This is a genomic window from Streptomyces sp. A0592 (assembly GCF_004795115.1).
Lineage (GTDB): Bacteria > Actinomycetota > Actinomycetes > Streptomycetales > Streptomycetaceae > Streptomyces > Streptomyces erythrochromogenes.
In genome coordinates this window covers 15,966-34,310 of the sequence record NZ_SSBM01000055.1, presented here as the reverse complement: position 1 = coordinate 34,310, position 18,345 = coordinate 15,966, and the positions used below count along the sequence as shown (strand labels likewise).

Genomic DNA, 18,345 nt, shown 5'->3' with positions numbered 1-18,345 from the left:
CAACCGGCTCAAACACCACCGGGCCGTCGCCACCCGCTACGACAAACGCGCCTACGTTTTCCACGGCACCATCACCACAGCAGCCATCAGACTCTGGCTCCGCGCATGATCCGCCGGACAGAACCTAACCGGGTGCAACATCTTCGAACGGGTCTTCCACATGTTCGTGCAGGTCTTCGCCGTCTTCGTACTGAGCCAGCGCCAGCCCGAGACCGAACCAGGTCGCCGGCCACGTAGCGACGAAGATCCCCCACCGGTCCGCCCGGTCGATACCTGCCGACTCCACCTTCAGCGACGTCACCCACGAGGCGACCGACAGCCCGATCGTCAGACAGGCAACGGTGTACGCGTGCTCGCTCCGCAGGCCCTTGTCGTGCAGCAACTTGACGATCATGGCGCTCCTCGGGATCCGACGACGTAGCCTCCACCGTCCCCCACACGCCACCATCACGCATCTGCTACTCGGCCCTCACGCTGTTGAGCTACCTCCTGCGGGCGGCGCCGCACCGGTGCGCAGCGGTGAGCTGGGGCCGGGCCGGCGGCGACCGGAGAACTGCGGCGCTCCCGTGGCCGTGCCCACGCCGGGGCCGGGGTTGGGCCAGGGCTGCGGGCAGGCGGGCTTTGATGTGGGCCACAGCGGTGGCGCGGCCGGCGGCCGCGGATGAATGCCGCTGCTCGGCGCAGGCGGGGCGGCTGCAGGAGATGCGTACCGCTGCACTGTCACTTCCGGCGGAGTCCAGGCGCACCCGTACAACGGCGCCCCGGTACCCGTTCGCCCCACTCGCTCACCGCGGCCTGCGTCATCCCGGCTCCTCCCGTCCGACGCCGATCAGGGCTCGCCGCCGATTTCCGCCATGCCGGGCGGTGTGCAGACGGTATGAGGTCACCGTATTGGGCACAGATGCAGATAACTGGCGAATTCGCCCGTCTAGGGCCGCGTCACTCACGCAGCAGCGTCAGGCGGTCGGCCGTATCCGCAGGCAGACCACGGCCCTGGCCCCGCGGCACGCTGGCACGGGACGGGGTGCGCATCCGCGGGACCGTCGCGGTGTGCCCGCGATGGCGTCGCCGAGACCGACCGGCTTGCGAGACTCGCTGCGCCGGCTGCAGGGCGGCTTCCCCGCGGCAGCGACCGTCTTCGGAGATGGCAGGACCGCCGATTGGGTACTGGGGGCCATGAGGCCGCCCCACGCCTCTCCCCCAGCGGGGCCGCCTGTCGGTTTCCCGCTCCGGTGGTGCAGCGCCGGGCGTCTACCGGCCGTGCCCTGCGGTCTTGCCCAGGGCGGGATGCGGCCGGGAGACGGCCGGTGTGCCGGGTGGGTGGTCAGCGCGGGGAGGGTCGCGCCCAGAAGGCGCCGACCAGGGCGGTGCCCCGTGGCCTGCTGCCAGTTCGTGTCGGTGGCGCAGCCTTCAGCGCCACGAGCGGCTCCTTCCCCGCGGCGGGGGCGGCGGCCGCGGCGACGGGAGCGGGGTGTTGGCGGCGGCCGCGGTGACGGCCGCGCCTACAGGCACCCGGGCGCGGAAGCCGGTACCGCCACCGCCGGACGAGCGCGGGACCGGGGCCCCCCGGGCGGTGGCGGCACCCGGCGGCAGTCGGAGCGGGGGCGGGCACGCGGGCGGCGTCCGGAGCCGGGACGCGGGCATCAACCGCGGCCGCGGGCGCAGCAGGTACGACGCCCGGCGCCCCCTTCCCGACTGCGGGAGCCGCCGCCGGGGACGGTGGTTGGGCGGCGGTGGTGACGGCAGCGACGGCCTGATCGACACCGGGCCCTCGTGGCGTGGGCGTGGAGGAGGATCCGGGCGACATCGATCCCGCGGGCATCGAGGCGACCCATGTCGGCGGCGATGCACGGCCGTGCCGGGGACGCGAGGATCACGCCGCGGACCACACCCGGGGCGTCGCGTCGCCTTCAGGAGGCCGGCCCGCCGGTCGGTGCCCTCCGCCTTCGTCCGGGCCGCGTTGGCGACCACCGCCTGGTGGACCCCGGCGGTCATGCGGCCCATCTGCGGCAGGAACACCCCGAGGTCGACACCGGCCTGCTGGAGACCGGCGAACTGGCGGGCCGTCACCGGCCAGTCCGCGCCCTCCATCAGTCCGGCCAGGATGTCGTCGCCGATGACGCCGCGCAGCTGGTAAGCCGACCAGCCCGGCACCACCCTCTCCGCCACCTCGCTGAGTTCCTCCTCCTTGCCCGGGATCCCTTTCTGGGTGGCGGCGTCGTTGATGGTCGTCACGAACCGGTAGGCCATCGCGGCGGTCTGCGCGGCTTGGTGGTCGGGGGCCGGTCCCCGGTCATGCCGGCTGCTTCGCGCAGCAGGACGCCGGCTTCGGCGGCGGCTTTCGCCTGCGCGCGGAAGGCCTGTGCGCGGTGCCATTCGGCTGCGGCCTCCACCGCTTCCACGAGCGCGATCAGCAGGGTGAGGACGACCGCGGCGCCGCCGCCCCGGGCCGCGCGCGGCGCGCGTTCCAGGGCGCGGGTCGATGGGCGCCAGCCGGCTCGGGCGCGGGCGCCGGAGGGTTCGGGCGGCCTGCTCGAAGACGTCGGCCGCCCGCTGGACGCGGTCGCGCACCAGTGCCGGGGCTCGGGGGGGTGCCCCTAATTCCTTCGTAGGGACCGCAGTGGCAAAGTAAGGTCCGGCCAGGCGACGTGACGGCAAGCGTTGCGAGGGGCGACGTGCGCGGCTGGCTCTCCCGGGGACAGCCGCGGCCCCGCCGCCAAAATCCCAGCAGGCCCGCTCCCGGGGCGCGTCGCACCGGCAGACCCGCTGTCGGCACCCGATCGCCACACAGCGCCCAGCAGCCAGGTGGGCGGCTGCTCAGGTGGCGCGGTGGGCGGCGGTGGCGTCGCGAAGTGAGCGGCATAGCAGCCGCGTGGGCCTGCCCCGGGGAGGGTGGCCGATGACGCGATCACCGTTTCAGGACTTGCCGATCGGAGCCTACGAAGTGGGCGAGTCAGCCCATCCGGAGGGGCTCCCTGACGATGGCATTTTTATTGGGCCCGGTGAGATTTGTGCGGGGGCACACGAAGCCGCGCTGTTGCCGACAGGGTCCGGCCCGTCGATCGGCGGACACGTTGCAGCGGCCCGTCGGAGAGCGCTCGCAGGACGGGGCCGGGCTCGGCGTCGGGGGTGAGTGTGATGTCGAGGTGCGTTTCGGGATGGCGGGAGGAGCCCTCCATTCGCGCTCGTGCTCGCTGGATGCCGGGCAGGTGGCCGGCATCGGCGGCGATGGCGTCGCTGAGGGCGCCCTCGTGCAGTTCTACGCCGTCCAGTGCCGGGGCTTCTTCCAGTGACAGGTCGCCGGGGTGGGAGCGGCGGAGTTGTGCCAGAAGCCACCACAGAGCAAGCAGCGTGATGATGGCCAGTGCGGCGATCACGGTCGGCCACCACCATCCTTCGTTCGTCCAGTGGGTGCGGTCGGAGTCATCGAGAAGGACCTCGTCGGGAGCGGCGAGGGGCCAGCCGGCCGGCGGCGTCAGTGGCATGCGCCGGTACAGGTCGAAGCTTCCCGCCAGGGCCAGCAGGCCGATGCCGAGCAGAACAGCCCCTGTCAGGGTCAGCAGGGCCCGGTTGACGACGGATTTCCTCTTCATGGGATCTCCTTCTGCCCGTGCGGCGCCTCCGGCCGGCTAGGGGCGATGCGGCCTTACCTGGACCTTGAGCGATGGGGGGCGGGCGAGGGCCAGTCGGTCAAGTTCCTCGCGCAGCCGGGTCTGCAGGTCAGCCTTCACGTCAGCTGGAGGCCGGAAGCGTACATTGGCTCGCGCTGTGACGCGGTATCGGAAGAATCGCCGGGGGATCCGCACCTTGGCGGCGCTGACTCCAGGGACAGACATCGCGGCGTCGCGCAGCCGTAGTTCTGCGGCCTTGCGGTCCAGTACGGCGTGCAGTTGCGCATCGGAGGTCTCGAGGGGCAGGCGGCGGCGCAAGCCGGGGCTCAGCGCCAGGACGATCAGCCAGAGCCCCAGGGCGGCGGCAATGGCGCCGCCGGCTTGCAGGATGGTGTCGTCGAGCGGGCGGGAGGCCAATTCTTCGGCGAGATGCCGACGCCATGCGGCGGCGGGCCAGCCGGCCCGGACCCTGATGATGTCGAACAGCAGGGTGCCGGCCGCGGCCGCGATGGCCAGGGCCGTGACTGCGGCGGGGATCCGGCGCTCGGACCACGGGCGCCGAGCAGTCGGCCGCGGTCCGGCGGAAGGCTGTTTGGTGAGCACCTCCACCGTGCGGGAGGTGGCCGCGTCCGTTGCTGGGGGCTGCTCGTTAGAGGCCGGGGGGTGTTGGTCGCGTTCCATGGCCGGCTTCCTTCCCGGCAGGGGGTGGCTGCGGCTCACTGCACGCGGCGGTGTTCCGGGCCGGCAGCGGGTGCCAGGTGTTCGATGGCGAGGGTGACTTCGGTGACGCGCATCCCGGTCAGATGGGCCACCCGCTCGCCGACGTACTGCTGGACGTGGCGGGAGGCTCCGGCGAGGTCCGTCGGGTAGGGGAGGTCCAGGGTCAATCCCAGCCGGGCCGTGCCACTGCCCACGGTGGCCGATGCACGGGGAGGGGCCAGAAGCGCCGAGGCTGCGGCCGTGTCCGTGAGGGATGTCAAGGCTTCCTGTGCGGCGCGAGCCGCGATGCGGGCGACGACCTTGTCGGGGATGACGGTGGCCCCGCGTTCGGCAGCCGGCAGCGCTGACCGGGGGGCCCCTGCTGCTGCGGGGTGCGCATTCACTGCCGGTTCCGCGAACGCGTGAAGTCGGACAGTTCTAGGTCGCCTTGCAGCATGCGGCCGATGATCAGGCCCAGGAGGCCCAGGAACGCCACGAGCAGGAATGCCCAGAAACCGCCGAAGAATGCGGCGAAGCCGAGAGCCATGCCGGCTACGAGGCCCGTGGTTGCTGCGTTCATTTCACTCACCTGTCCTTCCGTCGCTGGGGGGTTCGACGATCACTCCACACGTCCCCCGCCTTCCTGGTCGTCTTCCTCATCAGGAAGGTGGACGTCGTCGACGGCGATGTTGACTTCGACGACCTCGAGGCCGGTCATTCCTTCCACGGCCGTGATCACGCTGGTGCGGACGTCTGCGGCAAGGTCCGTGATGGAGACGCCGTACTCCACCACCACGTCGAGGTCGATGGCGGCCTGGCGTTCGCCCACTTCGACCTTTACTCCGCGGGCCACGCTGGGGCTGCCGGAGACCTTGTCGCTCACCGCCCCGAGCGTGCGGGCCATACCGGAGCCGAGGCTGTGGATACCCGGCACCTCGCGGACGGCCATGCCCGCGATCTTCTCGACCACGCTGTCCGCGATGGTCGTACGGCCCCGTGTCCCGGCCGCCGCGCCTGCGCTGACCTGGCCGGACAGGGACTTGCCCACCAGGTGCGACTCACTCCCGCCCGTGGCGGGGCTGCTGGTGTCCGACATGAGGACCTCCCCAGGGGTATCCGGGTCTGCGGCGCCGGTAACGGCGCCCCTCTATGTGTTGGACACCTCGGACGGACATTCCTCACGCGACAGCGCCTACCATCGAAAGGTACGGACGCAGGCGCCCGCACAGCGCCTTCGTCGGGAGGCGAGCGGCATATGCGCAACCGGACCGGTCCCTGGCCCCAGTCCGCCGCGGACGTCTTGCCGCGCCGCCCCCCGCTCCCCTCCACCGGCGGCGGTGCCGCGGAGCAGGAAGCGACCCGCACCCTGAACGACAGCCTGCTGGCGATTCGGGCCGCAGAGGGGGACGAGGACGCCTTCGCCGTCCTGGTTCGCCGGCACACCAGCCGCCTGCTCGCCCTCTCCCAGCAGCTGCTCGGTAACCGCCCGGATGCCGAGGACGCCGTTCAGGAGGCCTTTCTCAGCGCGTGGCGGCGCCTGCCGGAATTCCAGCACACCGCTACGTTCGGTACCTGGATGTACCGCATCGTGATTAACCGATGCCTCAGCACCCTGCGCCGTCGGCCCCCGCTCCTGCCGCTCGACGGTGTTCCCGAGCCCGCCGCCGCGGACGCGGACAGCTCACCGTCCCGCAGGGCAGAGATCGACGCGGCCGCAGCCGCTCTGACGGCAGCCCTGCAACGTCTGAGCCCCGAGCTGCGGGCGTGCTGGGTGCTGAGGGAACTGCACGGCCTGCACTACGAAGAGATCGCCCACGTGACGGACAGCAGTGAGCAAACGGTGCGCGGCAGGCTCTTTCGCGCACGACGCGCTTTGACGGAGGCGATGCGGCCATGGCGCTAGGCAATCCGTACCCCTCCTGCAACGGCCGGCCCGCGAGCCGGGATGCCACGCCTTCTGCGTCCGGCGAGGCCGAGCTGCTCGCCGGTGCGGAGCTCCTGCCGTGCGGACGCCCGCTCGGCCGTTCCTGGCAACAGGCCCGCGACCCTTCCGGCCCCCCGGATCCGCACCGCAGCAGCTGCCCCCACTGCCGCGAGGCCGTCGAAGGGCTGACTGCCCTGGACGGTGCGACCCGCGCGCTGCGCGCGAAGGAACAACCCGACATCCACGGGCTCGCCAACCGGATCATCAACGCGGTGCGCGGTGAAGTGCGCCTGGGCTCCATGCTGCTTCTCGACGACCCCGGCCACGACCTGCGCATCGCGGAAAGTGCCGCCGCGAAGGTGCTGCGCCGGGCAGCGGACACCGTGCCCGGCGTTCGCGCCGCCAGTTGCCGCATCATCACCTCGAAGGAGCGCACCGCCCATGCGGTCACCATCACCCTGGCGGTAACCCTGGACCGGCCTCTGCCAGGACGAGCCGAGGCGGTCCGCGAAGCCGTGCTGGAACGAGCCGAGCACGCCCTCGGCCTCACCGTCACCACCGTCAACGTGGAGATCAACGCCGTACTGGAAACCTTCCCCCTGCGGGATGACGAGCTATCCGAAATGAGCGGACGATGACCACCCTTGCCGGAGCGGCCCTCTCCCAGGCTGCGGCCCGGGCCGCTCTCGATGTTCCCGGCGTGATCGCACTCCAGCCGGCTCTCGGCGAACGGCTGGCGCTCGCAGCCGCACGCGCGTACAAGGCCATGACTTCGGGCGTCGATGGAGCCCGCGGGACGCAAGGAGTCCGCGGCGAACTCGACCCCGACGGCACCTGGCACCTGGAGGTGCGCTGCATCCTCGACAGCGACCATCGCGTCGTCGATGTCGCCCGCCAGGTCCGCGCAGCCGTCCGGGCAGCCACCACCGGTTACCTGACCCGGAACGTCATGGGGCCGACGCCGACCAGCACCGTCAAGGTCGTAGTGAGTGTTACCCGCACGATGTAGCCCGAGGCTTCGTGCGGTCGCATGATGTGGGCACTGTAGGGCGGGTGTGAGCGACGTCGCCGGCAACGACCCCCAAGGCGGCGCAGGTCCAGCTGCCGATGGCAGCCCGCCGGAACATCAGCCGGCTTTCTGGAGCCTTGACTCACACGCGGCACCCCATGCCGATAAGCGAACGCAAGTTCCAGGAAGCCAGCTCATGGCGCCCGACCGTAGCAGCGCACGGTCGCCCGCTTCCCTGCATTTTCCCCGCATGCCGCCAGGCCTGCGCTCATGCCGGACAGGCCGGCGATCACCCGATCGAGACTCCCGTTCGATCGGCAGTCTCCGTGATCGGTGTGGCAACGGCTTCTGACGGCGGCGTCGTTGTCGCCACGGCATGTCCTGCTGGCCACGGCCGGCCCGGCATGCGCCGTCCCGGCCACGGTGGCGCTCGAACGGCTCCGCAGCGGCGCGTACTACCCCCGGACGTGGTAGCCGGAGCGGCCATGGCCCGGCCGCGTCCGCCTTACTTCGGGCGGCACCCCGCCTCCTGGTGCGCCAGTTGGGTTGCCCCCACTCAGGCGGGTGACCGGTTCCTTGATGGGTAAGCGCGCCGTGACAACGGCGTGCACATCAACCCGGGAGGGATGTGTCATGGCGGCACGTTTCGAGGACCGGCACCAGGTCGGCAAGGGATATCACTTCGTTCTGATCGCCACGAATGGGCAGGTCATCGCAACCAGCGAGCACGACGAGACCCACCGGTCCTGCCTGAACGGCATCGACTCTGTCAAACGCAACGCCGATGCCCCCATTCAGGACGACACCAACACCAAATAGGGCCGTTGACCGGCGCGGCACCGCACTGGCGATACGAAGGGCGGCCATCGTGCAGCCATGCGGCCATAACCGACGAAGCATGCAGAGAAGGTGAAGAGCAGATGGACGCCGTTGGACGGCACCAGGGCCCCGGTAAGGCCGAGGAATCGGTGGGCGACCTCGGTGCACAGGCCTCGCAGCAGATTTCGGAGCTGGTCCGCGAGGAGATGCAGCTGGCCCGGGCAGAGATGACCCAGAAGGGCAAACGCTTCGGCGTGGGCGGCGGCCTGTTCGGCGGGTCCGGCCTGGTCGGCTTCCTGGCCGCGCAGGCCCTGGTCGCCGCTGTCATCGCAGCCCTGGCCCTGCTCCTCCCACTGTGGGCTTCGGCCCTGATCACCGCCGCCCTGCTCGCGGCCGTCGCAGCGGTGATGGCCGCGGCCGGGAAGAAACAGATAGGCAAGGCCGGCACCCTCACACCGGAGCAGGCCATCAACAGCGTCAAGGCCGACGTGGTCGAGATCAAGGAGGCAGCACACCGATGAGTACCCCTTCCCCGGGCGCCAAGGACCCGTCGCCCACTCCCGAGGAGCTGCGCGAGCAGGTCGAGCACACCCGCGAGGAGCTCGGCCAGACCGTGGAGTCGCTGGCAGCCAAGGCCGACGTCAAGGCGCAGGCCAAGGAGAAGGCGGCCGAGATCAAGGAACAGGCCGCCGAGAAGGTCCGCATGGTCAGCGACCAGATCCACGACAAGGCGGCGCACGCCACCCAGCTGGTCAAGGACAAGACGCCCGATCCCGTCCTGGACAAGGCGGCCCAGGCCGCCACGCAGGTCCGCGAGGCCGCAACCCGAGCCGGGCAGCTTGCCGCCGAGAAGGCCCCGGAGCCGGTACGCGAGAAGGCCGAGTCGGCCGTGAACACGGCGAAGGCCAACCGCACTCCCCTGATTGCCGCGGCGGCCTTGTTCGTCGTCTACCTCTTGGTGCGCCGCAGCCGCAGGTGCCGGTGAGAGCATCCAAGATCGCCTACAAGTCGGGCGGCCCTTTGAAAGCTGCGCGGCGATCATGCCGCTCCGCACCGAGCACCAAAGCCCTGATCGCCGCAGCCGGCAGGGCGCGATCGTCGCCGTCGTCAAGGGCGCCGTCGACCGGTCAGGCGCAGCCGCCACCCGGCGCCTGAAGGATACTTGGCCCGGCTGACCCATCCGAGGAGGGCGCCGGCCTCGCCTTGAGGGCCGGCGTCGCCGGGCCCCTGGAGAACACGATGGAGGAAGCCGTGGCCGCGCACCGCAGGCTGCACGCCCTCACCGCCGCCGCTCTCGCCGCCGCCGTGCTGGTCGCATGTCGGCGGGCTACCCGTGCGGTACGGGACACCCACGGCGCCGACGCCGCCAAGGCCCCCTGGCGACGCACGGCTCCCCCACCCCGCAGCGCGGACGCTGCCCCCGACCGCGTGGCCGAGCTGCACACCGCGTTCCTGGACCCGAGTCTGCGGGAAACCGACGCCCACCTCGAGCAGTACTGGAACAAGCTCACCTATCTGTACCCGCACGAAGACAGCGAGCGCAGGCACAGGTAGGCGCGCAGCGATATCGACTCGCCCTGGCCGGCAGCTGCAGCACGGCCGTACCGTGCGGAACACTGGAAGGGGACTCGCGATGGCCGGTCTGAGGCTGGGCCCGCTCTTGCGTCACGTGGACTGGGAGGCTGGCACGAGCGCAACGGTGTGGGTAGAGACCGACCAGGCCGGCACGGTGGAAGTCCGGTGCCCGGGAGGCGGCGGTGGTTCGGCTCCCACGTTCTGCGTCGTCGGCCACCACTACGCACTGGTGGTCGTCACCGGACTCGCCCCCGGATCCGCCACGCCTTACGAGGTACTGCTCGAAGGCGAGCGGGTGTGGCCCCTCGCGGACTCGCCTCAGCCGCCAAGCACCATCCACACGCCGCCGGTCCCGGCGACGGGCGCGGTGGTGGCTTTCGGCTCGTGCCGGTGGGCGGCACCTGCCGTGGGTGAGCCCGATCCGGTGGGCCCCGATGTCCTCGACACCCTCTCCGCCCGGCTCGCGGCCGACCCGGAGGCCGAGCGCCCGGACGTTCTCCTTCTCCTCGGCGATCAGGTGTACGCGGACGAGACGTCCGCAGACACGCGCGCCTGGATCGCACGGCATCGGCGGGCCGCCGGCACCGGCTCCGCAGCCCCGCCGGACCAGGTCGCCGACTACGAGGAGTACGCCCACCTGTATGACGAGTCCTGGGGCGACCCCGAGCTGCGCTGGCTGCTCTCGACCGTACCCAGCTGCATGATCTTCGACGACCACGACGTCATAGACGACTGGAACACCAGCGCCGCCTGGGTAGACGACATGCGGGCGACGCCCTGGTGGCACGAGCGGATCACCAGCGGCCTGATGTCGTACTGGGTCTACCAGCACCTCGGGAACCTCTCCCCCGCCGAACTCGCCGAGGACGAGCTGTACACGGCGGTGCTGGCGGCCGACGACGGCACGGAGGTGCTGCGCGCGTTCGCCGAACGCGCCGACGCCGACCCCGCGGCGGTGCGCTGGAGCTACCGAAGGGACTTCGGCCGCACCCGGCTGCTCATGGTCGACACCCGGGCTGCGCGGGTACTGGAGGAGCAGCACCGGGCCATGCTGGACGCCGAGGAGGCTGCCTGGCTGCGGACGCAGGCGTTCGATGGCCTCGGCAGCGTCGACCATCTGCTGGTCGGGACCTCGCTCCCGTGGTTGCTGCCCCCGATGGTCCACTTCGCGGAGGGCTGGCACGCGGCGCTCTGTCGGGGCGAACGCGGACCGCGCTGGGCGCGCTTCGGTGAGTGGCTGCGTCGGCGGGCGGACCTGGAGCACTGGGCGGCGTTCACCTCATCGTTCGAAAAGCTGACGGAGACGGTCGCCGAGGTGGGGAGGGCCGACACCGCCCCGGCGACGGTGTGCGTGCTCTCCGGCGACGTCCACCACGCGTATGTGGCGGAGCCCGTCTGGACCGCCGGACAGCAACCGCGTTCCTATGTCTTCCAGTTCACCTGCTCACCGCTGCATAACTCGGTGCCCGCAGCCATACGGGCCGGATTCCGTTTCGGCTGGAGCCGGGTCGCCAAGGGGATCGGGCATCTCCTCGCCCGCCACGGACGGGTCGCAAGACCGGCGGTCCGGTGGGAGCGCACCGGCGGACCGTGGTTCGGCAACCAGCTGATGACGCTTACACTGCGCGGACGTACGGCGCGATTGCGGCTGGAGAGGGCCTCGGCGGGTGCCAAGCGAGGACGCCGCGGGACCGACCGCGCGGGAGCGCGGCTCATCGGCGTCTTCGACCGCAGTCTGACGGACAAAAGTTGACGCCCCGCCGGGCGCCGTTCTCACCTGTAGCCAAGGACGCCCTCAGGTGGGCGTCCCAGACGACGAACTCGCCGTCGAGGAGCTGGTCCGCAGGCAGGCCGCTGGGTTCTGTCGTCAAATGTCACGCCCACATCAGGAGTGACGCGAGGGTGACTGCTGCGTCGTAGGAGTCGGCGGTCTTGTCGTACCGGGTGGCGATGCCACGCCACTGCTTCAAGCGGTTGAAGCACCGTTCCACGACGTTGCGGTGCTTGTAGACCTGGCGGTCGAAGGCCGGCGGGCAGCCTCCGCGGCTGCCTCGTCGGGCCCGGTTGCGGACCTGATCGGCCCGCTCGGGAATCGTGTGGGCGATACCTTTGCGGCGGAGCCAGGTGCGGATCGCCCTCGAGCTGTAGCCCTTGTCGCCCAGGACGTGATCGGGCCGGACCCGGGGCCGACCCGGTCCCATCCGGGGCACGATCGCCTCCATCACGGCGGTGAACCGCGTGCAGTCGTTGGTGTTGCCGCCACGACGAAAGCGAGCGGACGGCCCCGCCCGTCACAGGCCAGATGGATTTTGCTGGTCAGGCCGCCTCGGGACCGGCCGAGGGCCGGGTCGCGAAGCCCCCTTTTCGAGCCCCGGCTGCATGCTGGTGGGCCCGGGCGACGGTGGAGTCCACCGACACCAGCCACTCGACGTCGCCCGCCGCGTCCGCCTTCGCTTGAGCGGCCCGCAGCATGTGCACTGCGCTCGCGGACGCCGGGCACGCCAGATTGCGCGACGCCGCTGCCTCGTGGACCCGGCTGCGTGCGAAGGACGGCGAGGTCATCGACACGGAGGTCGCCGACGCGATCGTGGGTGATCTCGCTGCTCTCGTCAGAAGAGCCCGGCGCCAGAACCAGGAGGTCTACTGCTGGGTCGCGTAGCAGTTCATGTCCGAAGCCAGATCGCCACGGCCGCCGCGATGGCTGTGCCGAGGAAGACGTAACCGCGCTTGTCGTAGCGAGTGGCGACCGCCCGGGACTGCTTCAGGCGATTGATCGCCCGCTCGATGGTGTTGCGCTTCTTGTAGCGGTCCTCGTCGAAGCCTGGCGGCCGTCCACCGCGGGCGCCTTTGCGCAGGCGGGCCGCCTGGCTGTCGGTCTTCTCCGGGATGGTGTGGCGGATTCCCCGCCGTCCCAGGTAGTCGCGGACGGCGCCGTTGCCGTAGGCCCTGTCGGCCGCGAGGCTGTCGGGCTTCTTGCGTGGTCGTCCCCGGCCCGGTCTGGGCACTCGGATCTTCTCCAAGACCGACTCGAATTGGGTGCAGTCAGCTCGCTGACCTGGGGTGACGATCGGGGACAGCGGGCGGCAGCCATCCGCGCTCAGGTGGAGCTTGCTGGTGAACCCGTCCCGCGAGCGACCCAGGCCTTCACCTCCAGCACCACCTCCACCAGGCGGGCGACCAGACTCTGCCACGGTGTCTCGTCCTGGTGTTCCATGCCTGCGGCCCCCTTTGATCCCGGGACCGGCGGCGGATCGGTGCGGGCGCCGGCCGCGTGCGGATGCGCGCGGACGATGGTGGAGTCGACCGCGATGTCCCAGTCGATCTCGCCTGTGGCGTCGGCCGCGGCTTGGACCTGCTGGAGTAGACGTTCCCAGGTGCCGTCGGCCGACCACAGACGATGGTGTTCGTAAGCGGTCTTCCACGGCCCGAACCGTTCGAGCAGATCACGCCATTGCACCCCGGTCCGCACCCGGTGCAGAATCCCGTCGATCACCTGCCGGTGATCTCGCCACCTGCCACAACGCCCGTTGCCGACCGGCAGGAACGGCCGCAGCCGTTCCCACTCGGCATCACTCAGATCGCCCCGCCCCATGCCCACAGGAGCGACTCGGGCACGGAGCAGTCACATGATCGGCCGGACAAGTCCTAGAGGCGATGCCGAGACCGGCAAACATCTGTGCGTTCTCGGGATCCTCACGTCCTGGTCGGCTGCGGTGCCGACGGGATTCGAACCCGCGAGACAGATGGAAGCAGGTCCGCTCCGTCCCCATCACTCGCCGTGGGCGGGACCTCGCCCACGGCGATCGCAATAGACCGCTCTGCCACGGCACCGCAACCTGCGGAAACGCGCGCACTCCCGCTCTGCCCAAGCGTATAGACACCGTTCTCCGCGGACGAATCCTTTCCGGGCGCCAGCAACTGCTCCCGCAGGTCCACAGAAGGTGTGCCAGAGCCCGTTTTCGTGGACAAAGCCAGCGTGGGCATACTGCCCCACCGTCTGCTGTAGCTCGGCGAATCACGAGATCACCGTCAGCACGATCTTGCCTTGGATGTGGCCCTGCGCGGCCCGCCTGTGTGCGTTGGCCGACTCGGACAGCGGGTAGGTGCTGTCCACCCCGACCTGGAGCTTGCCCTCGTCGAACAGGCTCCCGATCTAGGCGAGCTGGGGGCCGTTGGAACGCACCTGAACGTACGAGTCCGTGATGCCCACACGTGCCGTCTCTTCCGGGTCGTACTGGGCGAAGAACATCGGAAGTGGCGCCGCCGCGTTTGAGCACGGTCAGGAAGCGTGAGCTCTCCGGGCCACCGACGGTGTCGATCACCAGGTCGACGCCGCGGACCACGTCCGCGGCCTGCGTCACGGTGTAGTCGATGATCTCGTCGGCGCCGAGCTTGCGCAGGAACTGCTCGTGCCGGCCCGAGGCCACTGCGATGACGTGTGCCCCCTTCCATTTCGCCAGCTGCACCGCGAAGTGACCCACTCCACCGGCGCCCCGTGGACCAGCCGGGTCATCCCTGGCGTGATCGGGACCGGATGGTGCACCTGGCCGGTGAAAGGAGACGGCACCTCGTGGCCGAGGTCGATCAGGTACTGCCAGGCCGTGAGCACAGCCATGAGTGCCCCCGCTGCTTGTACATGGTCGATACCGGCTAGGTTGTGCGCCAGGTCCGAAGCCGGCGCGGCCACGTACTCGGCGTACGTGCGGCCGTCGAATCCGGGGAACCGCCGCATGCCGAAGACCTCGTCACCGACGGCGCACCCCGGCACATCCGGAGCGACCGCCTGGACCACTTCCGGCCGCGGTACCGGGCCCACGACGCAGGCCATGACCGTCCCACGAGCGCCCCAGCCACCGCCGAAGGCGCGCAGCCCCAACCGCGCCGAGCCGACAGCAGCCGCACCGTTTCAGGGAGGACGCACACAAGGGTGCGCGCCCGGGGCGATCGAGGCCATCGTGCCGTCCTTCCTCAGAGACCTGCCGTACCCGGGCGAAGCCGGATACGGCATGGAGGCGCATCTCGGGCCGGCCCTGAGGGTAGGTACCTCCGGCTCCGCCTCTGGAACGGGGCAGGGGACTCGGTCCTGTCGCGCGAGCAACAGGCGTTACGGGCTGTGCCGTGATGTACCCGGGCCCGGCCTGCTTCACTGCCCGATCGATCTGGCGGATACAGGTTGCACCCGCCCCCGCCCCCGCCCCGGCCTACGCGGGGCGGGGCGGGGGCGGGGCCCTGCGGAGCACTCAGCCGACAACGGCGGCATGCAGTGGCCATCACCCCGCTCTGCGTCAGCTCAGCCCCCGCCGACCCGGCGGGGCGGTACGGAAGCGGCTGCCCCTCGAAACGGCAGCGCCGCCCGGTCGAATCCGACATGATCTTGATTGGGTCGTGCCGGCCCTTGGGCGTGTGAGACACCGACGGCAGGGCAGGCGGAAGGTTGTGTACAGCAGTACAGCACGTGGGCCCTCGTCGCATCCGTGCTGAAGCCGCCTCACGCAAGGAGAGTTCTCATGCCCAGCACCCCGCCGGAGCCTGAACTTCCGGATCGTGTGCCGGAGAAGCGCAACCCCCTCACCCCTGACCTACCGCCGCTCGGCCCGGTCGCACCTGACATCCCGAACGCCGCGGCCGATCGCCCCCGGCCCGGCAGCCACAAGAAGGACACCCGCGAGAACATCGACGAAGAGCGGCCTCCCGCCGGCCCGGGCAACACCAAGCCTCAGGAGCCGACGGACTGAGCGCACTCGTGGGCCTCGGCGGTCGAGCACGACGCCGCACCGTCAGCCCGACGGGCAGTGCAGCACGCCTGGACCACGTTCTGCAGCCGGCCGCGGCCTGCGCGGACGCGGCGGGCCGTGGCGCTGGAAGGGCGCAGGAGATCGGCGCCTCCTCCCATTGTCTACGTCCCCCGGCGCGCACCATCGGGCGTGCAGTGTGCGCCGAGGGCATGGTGGCCCTTTCCCGGAGCCCCCTGAGGCGCGGACCGACTGAACGTGGCCCTGGGTGCTCCTGTCTGGGGCGGCGCCGTGTGGGGGTGCCGGCGAGACGATCCGGTCTGTCTGAGGTGGGCCCGGCGGAGGCATGACAGAGCCCGGCCGGGGTGACTACGGACACCTGGCCGGGCTCTGCGTGCGTGGGGTACAGCTGGGATCAGAAGTCCTCGCGCAGGTCGTGCTGGTCGCGGCGCAGACCCTCCTCGCGGCGCCGCTCCGTCTCCTGCGGACGCTGACCGCCGCGGGAAGGGGCCCCGGGCTCGGGGTGCCTCGGGTTCTGGCCGGGCCGCTGCGGGCGCTGCTGCTCCTCGCGACCCTTGCCCGGTTCCTGGCGCTTGTCCTGCATACCGCCCATGACGGCGACTCCTTGCTACGGGGGTGGTTCTTCCTCCGCCACACTGGCATCAAGAGTCACAATTCGCACTATTTCGACTACGGAACGTGGTGGAGATGAGCAGTGGCCGGTGCTGATGCGTCACGAGGCCGGGCAGCGAGAACGAGTCCGCTCACCCCTCCCCGCATCGCAGGATCTGGATCCACATGGAACGCACCCGGCGCAAAAGCGGCACCGCGGTCACCTTCGCCCTCCGCGCCGGTGCAGCCTGAGGGCGGGAAGCGGGGCCGTCACCGGCGAGCCGGCCCGGGGAAGCCCCCCCCCCGCCAACGGGACACCACGTGCCCGGTACTCGGCGGGTCAGATGTCGCCGGTCCACACGTCGGGGCCGCCACCCTCCGCCGGATCGGCCCCTCCTCGGACAGGCCACACGCCCTTCTGGCCGACCCGGCGCAGAATCTCCGACACACCCCCGGGCGTGAACGCCCGGCCGAGGTCCGTGTCCATGCCCAGGGCACGCATGGTGACCTTGCGCCCGCCCCGCGGCGACACGGGATGGATCACGATCACCGTCTGGTCAGCCATACATCCCAGCGTGCGATGCCCCGGACGGCACGGCATCCGGAACGAAGCCCATTTCCTCCCCCTGAACAGCAGTGAAGCGGCCCTGTACGCGACGGCGAGAGCAGCAGATTTGACATTCCCTCAGAAGTTTTGGTGGAAGGGGCGTTTAGGGAAGTGGCGCCGGATCAGACGCGTTGATGTCGGAGGCCCCGCCGTGGGGGTGGGCTTCCGGAGCGGGCCCCGCCCCGTGACGCCTCTTCCCCCCGGCGTCATAGGGGCCGGCCCGCCCGCACGACGGGCTGCCGCCCGGATCCGTACGGCACCGGACACCCCGCACCCCGGCCTCCTCCCCGGCCGGGGAACCGCAGGGGCGTCCGACAAAGCCCCCGGCGTCGGCGCTCAGACCGCCGCCCCCGGGCAACAGATCCGACGGCAGCAGCCCAATGCATGCTCAATCACTCCTAGCAAGGGCTGTGGCACGTCGGGTGGGACACCTCCTTGAGCGGCCGGGAGCTGACGACTGCTCACCACGTGCACGGCGGGCCCGCTCAGTGCTGACCGCGGCGCCGGCCGCGTCCTGCTCGCCGGAGCAGTCGGAACACCCGCGAACGTCGGGGGCAGGCCGCCGGAATGGCAGCCGTCGCATGCACACCGGGGTGGCCACCTCGGTGCGGCCTCACGTACTCTCCAGGCGGCTCAGCGCCTGCATCGCCTCGCGCTCCATGCGGGCCAGATCACCGAGGGCTGAGCCCGCTCTGACGAGGCACTGCGCGTCTGCGGACTCCCCAGCCTGCTTGATGAGTGCCGCTGCTTCCGTCCACAGGGCGGCTGCCTCGGTGTACAGCGCGTGGCCGGTCCGCAGGTGGTCGCTCATCAGCAGATCAGTGCATTCGGCGAGGAAGTCGCGGTAGAGGTTGCGGAACAGGGCGCCCCCGGTTCCGGCCTTCTCCATCAGCATGGCGGCTTGAGGCAGGTCGCGCTGCGGGTTGTCGGTGCGCTGCAGCCACAGGGGTACCCGCTTGCTGGCCTTCTCGATGCCTCGATGGCCGAGGTTGGCGATGGGTGGGTTGAGGAAGGCTCGGGCGCAGGCTGCGATCGCAGGGACGATCTGTCGGTGCGGGGCGGGCATGTTGCGCGGAGCAGTGATGATGAAGGACCGCTGCCGTGCAGTCATGGGGCCCCGTGCTGCCCGGGCCTGAGCGAGGCTGTTCCGGCTGGTGGTGACCGCTCCGCCCTGCTGGGCAGTGTCCACCAGGTACGCGGAGCGGTCGTCATAGCCGTACATGGCGACGATGTGGCCGCCGAAGTGGACTGGGGAGCTGAAGTAGTCCAGGTGATAGCTGTCGAGCTGGAGTCCGACGGGGCGGCCGTCGTCCAGGAAGTACGCCACGTTGTCCCAGGCCTTGCGCGGGGAGGTGGTCTCCCGGACGAGGAGTTCCAGGCCGAGCCGGGCGGCCAGGTTTCTGGTGAGCTCGAATGGCTTGGCCCGTCCCCCGAGAAAGGGGAAGTCCATGTTCCTGCTGTCCCAGTAGACGAACGACAGACCGGATCCGAGACCGAACAGCATGGGCTCGGACAGATCGAGTCCTTGGTGCCGCAGCAGTACCCCGAGGGTTGTCGTCTCGCAGTGCTGCATGCCGTGGGCATCGACGTCTATCACCGTAGTCATGCCGTGGTCTCCTGACGGGCCCCGCGTGCTGCGGACAGTGGAGTCCTGAGACAGGGTAGGCGCGCCGTCGTGGCGACGTGCCAACATCGGCGTCCTGCCGCTGGACGGAGGGCACCGCATCATCTTCCGCCCGGCGGCTTGGGCAGCCGAG

Annotated in this window: 20 protein-coding genes, 1 tRNA gene and 3 pseudogenes; 11 read left to right on the top strand and 13 right to left on the bottom strand. The window is 70.6% G+C overall.

The genetic code is table 11. The annotated features are described in order from the left end of the window. Positions 1 to 109: pseudogene (locus tag E6U81_RS36910) on the top strand (IS5/IS1182 family transposase); the annotation flags it as partial. Positions 110 to 124: 15 nt separating this feature from the next. Here the strand turns inward: E6U81_RS36910 and E6U81_RS36905 are convergent. From E6U81_RS36905 to E6U81_RS36870, 6 genes are all read right to left on the bottom strand, one after another. After that, positions 125 to 394 carry a hypothetical protein gene (locus E6U81_RS36905; protein ID WP_136234364.1) on the bottom strand — a complete coding sequence of 90 codons (270 nt, stop codon included), beginning with the start codon at positions 392 to 394 and terminating at the stop codon, positions 125 to 127. A gap of 2,596 nt (positions 395 to 2,990) precedes the next feature. Then, positions 2,991 to 3,593, bottom strand: coding sequence for an alkaline shock response membrane anchor protein AmaP (locus E6U81_RS36890; protein WP_136234363.1), 603 nt, complete (start codon positions 3,591 to 3,593; stop codon positions 2,991 to 2,993). Positions 3,594 to 3,629: 36 nt separating this feature from the next. Continuing rightward, complete coding sequence (locus E6U81_RS36885) at positions 3,630 to 4,292, bottom strand: DUF6286 domain-containing protein (RefSeq protein ID WP_136234362.1); 663 nt, start codon at positions 4,290 to 4,292, stop codon at positions 3,630 to 3,632. A 35-nt stretch (positions 4,293 to 4,327) separates the two neighbouring features. Further along, positions 4,328 to 4,525, bottom strand: coding sequence for a hypothetical protein (locus E6U81_RS41515; protein ID WP_240804236.1), 198 nt, complete (start codon positions 4,523 to 4,525; stop codon positions 4,328 to 4,330). A 185-nt stretch (positions 4,526 to 4,710) separates the two neighbouring features. Continuing rightward, positions 4,711 to 4,890: a hypothetical protein gene (locus E6U81_RS36875; protein ID WP_136234360.1), complete on the bottom strand. Its 180-nt coding sequence runs from the start codon at positions 4,888 to 4,890 to the stop codon at positions 4,711 to 4,713. Positions 4,891 to 4,929: 39 nt separating this feature from the next. Beyond that, positions 4,930 to 5,406 (bottom strand): Asp23/Gls24 family envelope stress response protein, encoded by a 477-nt coding sequence (locus E6U81_RS36870; RefSeq protein WP_136234359.1) that lies wholly within the window; start codon positions 5,404 to 5,406, stop codon positions 4,930 to 4,932. Between the two features lie 159 nt (positions 5,407 to 5,565). Between E6U81_RS36870 and E6U81_RS36865 the strand changes: the two genes are divergently transcribed. From E6U81_RS36865 to E6U81_RS36830, 8 genes are all read left to right on the top strand, one after another. Then, positions 5,566 to 6,213 (top strand): RNA polymerase sigma factor, encoded by a 648-nt coding sequence (locus tag E6U81_RS36865; protein WP_136234358.1) that lies wholly within the window; start codon positions 5,566 to 5,568, stop codon positions 6,211 to 6,213. Beyond that, positions 6,204 to 6,872, top strand: coding sequence for an Asp23/Gls24 family envelope stress response protein (locus E6U81_RS36860; RefSeq protein WP_136234357.1), 669 nt, complete (start codon positions 6,204 to 6,206; stop codon positions 6,870 to 6,872). The genes E6U81_RS36865 and E6U81_RS36860 overlap by 10 nt, the downstream gene beginning before the upstream one ends. Beyond that, the gene (locus E6U81_RS36855; RefSeq protein ID WP_136234356.1) at positions 6,869 to 7,243 is read left to right on the top strand and encodes a hypothetical protein; all 375 of its coding nucleotides are present in this window, start codon (positions 6,869 to 6,871) and stop codon (positions 7,241 to 7,243) included. Before E6U81_RS36860 ends, E6U81_RS36855 begins: the two co-directional genes overlap by 4 nt. A gap of 633 nt (positions 7,244 to 7,876) precedes the next feature. Next, a complete protein-coding gene (locus E6U81_RS36850; protein ID WP_136234355.1) occupies positions 7,877 to 8,062 on the top strand; it encodes a YegP family protein in 186 nt (61 codons plus the stop codon). A 101-nt stretch (positions 8,063 to 8,163) separates the two neighbouring features. Further along, positions 8,164 to 8,583, top strand: coding sequence for a phage holin family protein (locus E6U81_RS36845; RefSeq protein WP_136234354.1), 420 nt, complete (start codon positions 8,164 to 8,166; stop codon positions 8,581 to 8,583). After that, positions 8,580 to 9,047, top strand: a complete 468-nt coding sequence (locus E6U81_RS36840) for a DUF3618 domain-containing protein (RefSeq protein WP_136234353.1) — start codon at positions 8,580 to 8,582, stop codon at positions 9,045 to 9,047. Before E6U81_RS36845 ends, E6U81_RS36840 begins: the two co-directional genes overlap by 4 nt. A 254-nt stretch (positions 9,048 to 9,301) precedes the next feature. Then, entirely contained in the window at positions 9,302 to 9,616 is a 315-nt protein-coding gene (locus E6U81_RS36835) for a hypothetical protein (protein WP_136234352.1), read from the top strand. A gap of 79 nt (positions 9,617 to 9,695) precedes the next feature. After that, the gene (locus E6U81_RS36830) at positions 9,696 to 11,390 is read left to right on the top strand and encodes an alkaline phosphatase D family protein (RefSeq protein ID WP_136234351.1); all 1,695 of its coding nucleotides are present in this window, start codon (positions 9,696 to 9,698) and stop codon (positions 11,388 to 11,390) included. A gap of 121 nt (positions 11,391 to 11,511) precedes the next feature. Here the strand turns inward: E6U81_RS36830 and E6U81_RS41510 are convergent. Further along, positions 11,512 to 12,094 (bottom strand): annotated as a pseudogene (locus tag E6U81_RS41510) (IS5 family transposase); the annotation flags it as partial. A gap of 13 nt (positions 12,095 to 12,107) precedes the next feature. Between E6U81_RS41510 and E6U81_RS36820 the strand changes: the two are divergent. After that, positions 12,108 to 12,296, top strand: a complete 189-nt coding sequence (locus E6U81_RS36820; RefSeq protein ID WP_206310117.1) for a hypothetical protein — start codon at positions 12,108 to 12,110, stop codon at positions 12,294 to 12,296. 4 nt (positions 12,297 to 12,300) lie between these two features. Here E6U81_RS36820 and E6U81_RS36815 read toward each other — a convergent pair. From E6U81_RS36815 to E6U81_RS41850, 3 genes and pseudogenes are all read right to left on the bottom strand, one after another. Further along, a protein-coding gene (locus E6U81_RS36815) for an IS5 family transposase (protein WP_240804235.1) occupies positions 12,301 to 13,229 on the bottom strand; the annotation gives its coding sequence in 2 pieces (ribosomal slippage) (positions 12,301 to 12,857 and positions 12,857 to 13,229; 930 coding nt in all). A gap of 119 nt (positions 13,230 to 13,348) precedes the next feature. Continuing rightward, positions 13,349 to 13,468, bottom strand: a tRNA-OTHER gene (locus E6U81_RS40310). Positions 13,469 to 13,652: 184 nt separating this feature from the next. Beyond that, positions 13,653 to 14,429 (bottom strand): annotated as a pseudogene (locus E6U81_RS41850) (NADP-dependent oxidoreductase); the annotation flags it as partial. Positions 14,430 to 15,144: 715 nt separating this feature from the next. On the opposite strand from E6U81_RS41850, the gene E6U81_RS36805 reads away from it, so the two are divergent. Beyond that, positions 15,145 to 15,372, top strand: coding sequence for a hypothetical protein (locus E6U81_RS36805; RefSeq protein WP_136234349.1), 228 nt, complete (start codon positions 15,145 to 15,147; stop codon positions 15,370 to 15,372). Positions 15,373 to 15,784: 412 nt separating this feature from the next. Here the strand turns inward: E6U81_RS36805 and E6U81_RS36800 are convergent, their stop codons facing one another. The 3 genes from E6U81_RS36800 to E6U81_RS36790 form a co-directional block, all read right to left on the bottom strand. Further along, the gene (locus tag E6U81_RS36800) at positions 15,785 to 15,982 is read right to left on the bottom strand and encodes a hypothetical protein (protein ID WP_136234348.1); all 198 of its coding nucleotides are present in this window, start codon (positions 15,980 to 15,982) and stop codon (positions 15,785 to 15,787) included. 339 nt (positions 15,983 to 16,321) lie between these two features. Continuing rightward, positions 16,322 to 16,546 (bottom strand): hypothetical protein, encoded by a 225-nt coding sequence (locus E6U81_RS36795; RefSeq protein ID WP_136234347.1) that lies wholly within the window; start codon positions 16,544 to 16,546, stop codon positions 16,322 to 16,324. A gap of 655 nt (positions 16,547 to 17,201) precedes the next feature. Continuing rightward, a complete protein-coding gene (locus E6U81_RS36790) occupies positions 17,202 to 18,194 on the bottom strand; it encodes a BtrH N-terminal domain-containing protein (RefSeq protein ID WP_136234346.1) in 993 nt (330 codons plus the stop codon). Positions 18,195 to 18,345: the final 151 nt, after the last annotated feature.

Coding starts and splice junctions, on each gene's coding strand:
- E6U81_RS36790 (WP_136234346.1), bottom strand. CDS start 18,194: ATGACTACGGTGATAGACGTCGATGCCCACGGCATGCAGCACTGCGAG.
- E6U81_RS36855 (WP_136234356.1), top strand. CDS start 6,869: ATGACCACCCTTGCCGGAGCGGCCCTCTCCCAGGCTGCGGCCCGGGCC.
- E6U81_RS36890 (WP_136234363.1), bottom strand. CDS start 3,593: ATGAAGAGGAAATCCGTCGTCAACCGGGCCCTGCTGACCCTGACAGGG.
- E6U81_RS36875 (WP_136234360.1), bottom strand. CDS start 4,890: ATGAACGCAGCAACCACGGGCCTCGTAGCCGGCATGGCTCTCGGCTTC.
- E6U81_RS36865 (WP_136234358.1), top strand. CDS start 5,566: ATGCGCAACCGGACCGGTCCCTGGCCCCAGTCCGCCGCGGACGTCTTG.
- E6U81_RS36805 (WP_136234349.1), top strand. CDS start 15,145: ATGCCCAGCACCCCGCCGGAGCCTGAACTTCCGGATCGTGTGCCGGAG.
- E6U81_RS36850 (WP_136234355.1), top strand. CDS start 7,877: ATGGCGGCACGTTTCGAGGACCGGCACCAGGTCGGCAAGGGATATCAC.
- E6U81_RS36870 (WP_136234359.1), bottom strand. CDS start 5,406: ATGTCGGACACCAGCAGCCCCGCCACGGGCGGGAGTGAGTCGCACCTG.
- E6U81_RS36840 (WP_136234353.1), top strand. CDS start 8,580: ATGAGTACCCCTTCCCCGGGCGCCAAGGACCCGTCGCCCACTCCCGAG.
- E6U81_RS36845 (WP_136234354.1), top strand. CDS start 8,164: ATGGACGCCGTTGGACGGCACCAGGGCCCCGGTAAGGCCGAGGAATCG.
- E6U81_RS36860 (WP_136234357.1), top strand. CDS start 6,204: ATGGCGCTAGGCAATCCGTACCCCTCCTGCAACGGCCGGCCCGCGAGC.
- E6U81_RS36800 (WP_136234348.1), bottom strand. CDS start 15,982: ATGGGCGGTATGCAGGACAAGCGCCAGGAACCGGGCAAGGGTCGCGAG.
- E6U81_RS36905 (WP_136234364.1), bottom strand. CDS start 394: ATGATCGTCAAGTTGCTGCACGACAAGGGCCTGCGGAGCGAGCACGCG.
- E6U81_RS36830 (WP_136234351.1), top strand. CDS start 9,696: ATGGCCGGTCTGAGGCTGGGCCCGCTCTTGCGTCACGTGGACTGGGAG.
- E6U81_RS36885 (WP_136234362.1), bottom strand. CDS start 4,292: ATGGAACGCGACCAACACCCCCCGGCCTCTAACGAGCAGCCCCCAGCA.
- E6U81_RS36795 (WP_136234347.1), bottom strand. CDS start 16,546: ATGGCTGACCAGACGGTGATCGTGATCCATCCCGTGTCGCCGCGGGGC.
- E6U81_RS36835 (WP_136234352.1), top strand. CDS start 9,302: ATGGAGGAAGCCGTGGCCGCGCACCGCAGGCTGCACGCCCTCACCGCC.
- E6U81_RS36820 (WP_206310117.1), top strand. CDS start 12,108: ATGTGCACTGCGCTCGCGGACGCCGGGCACGCCAGATTGCGCGACGCC.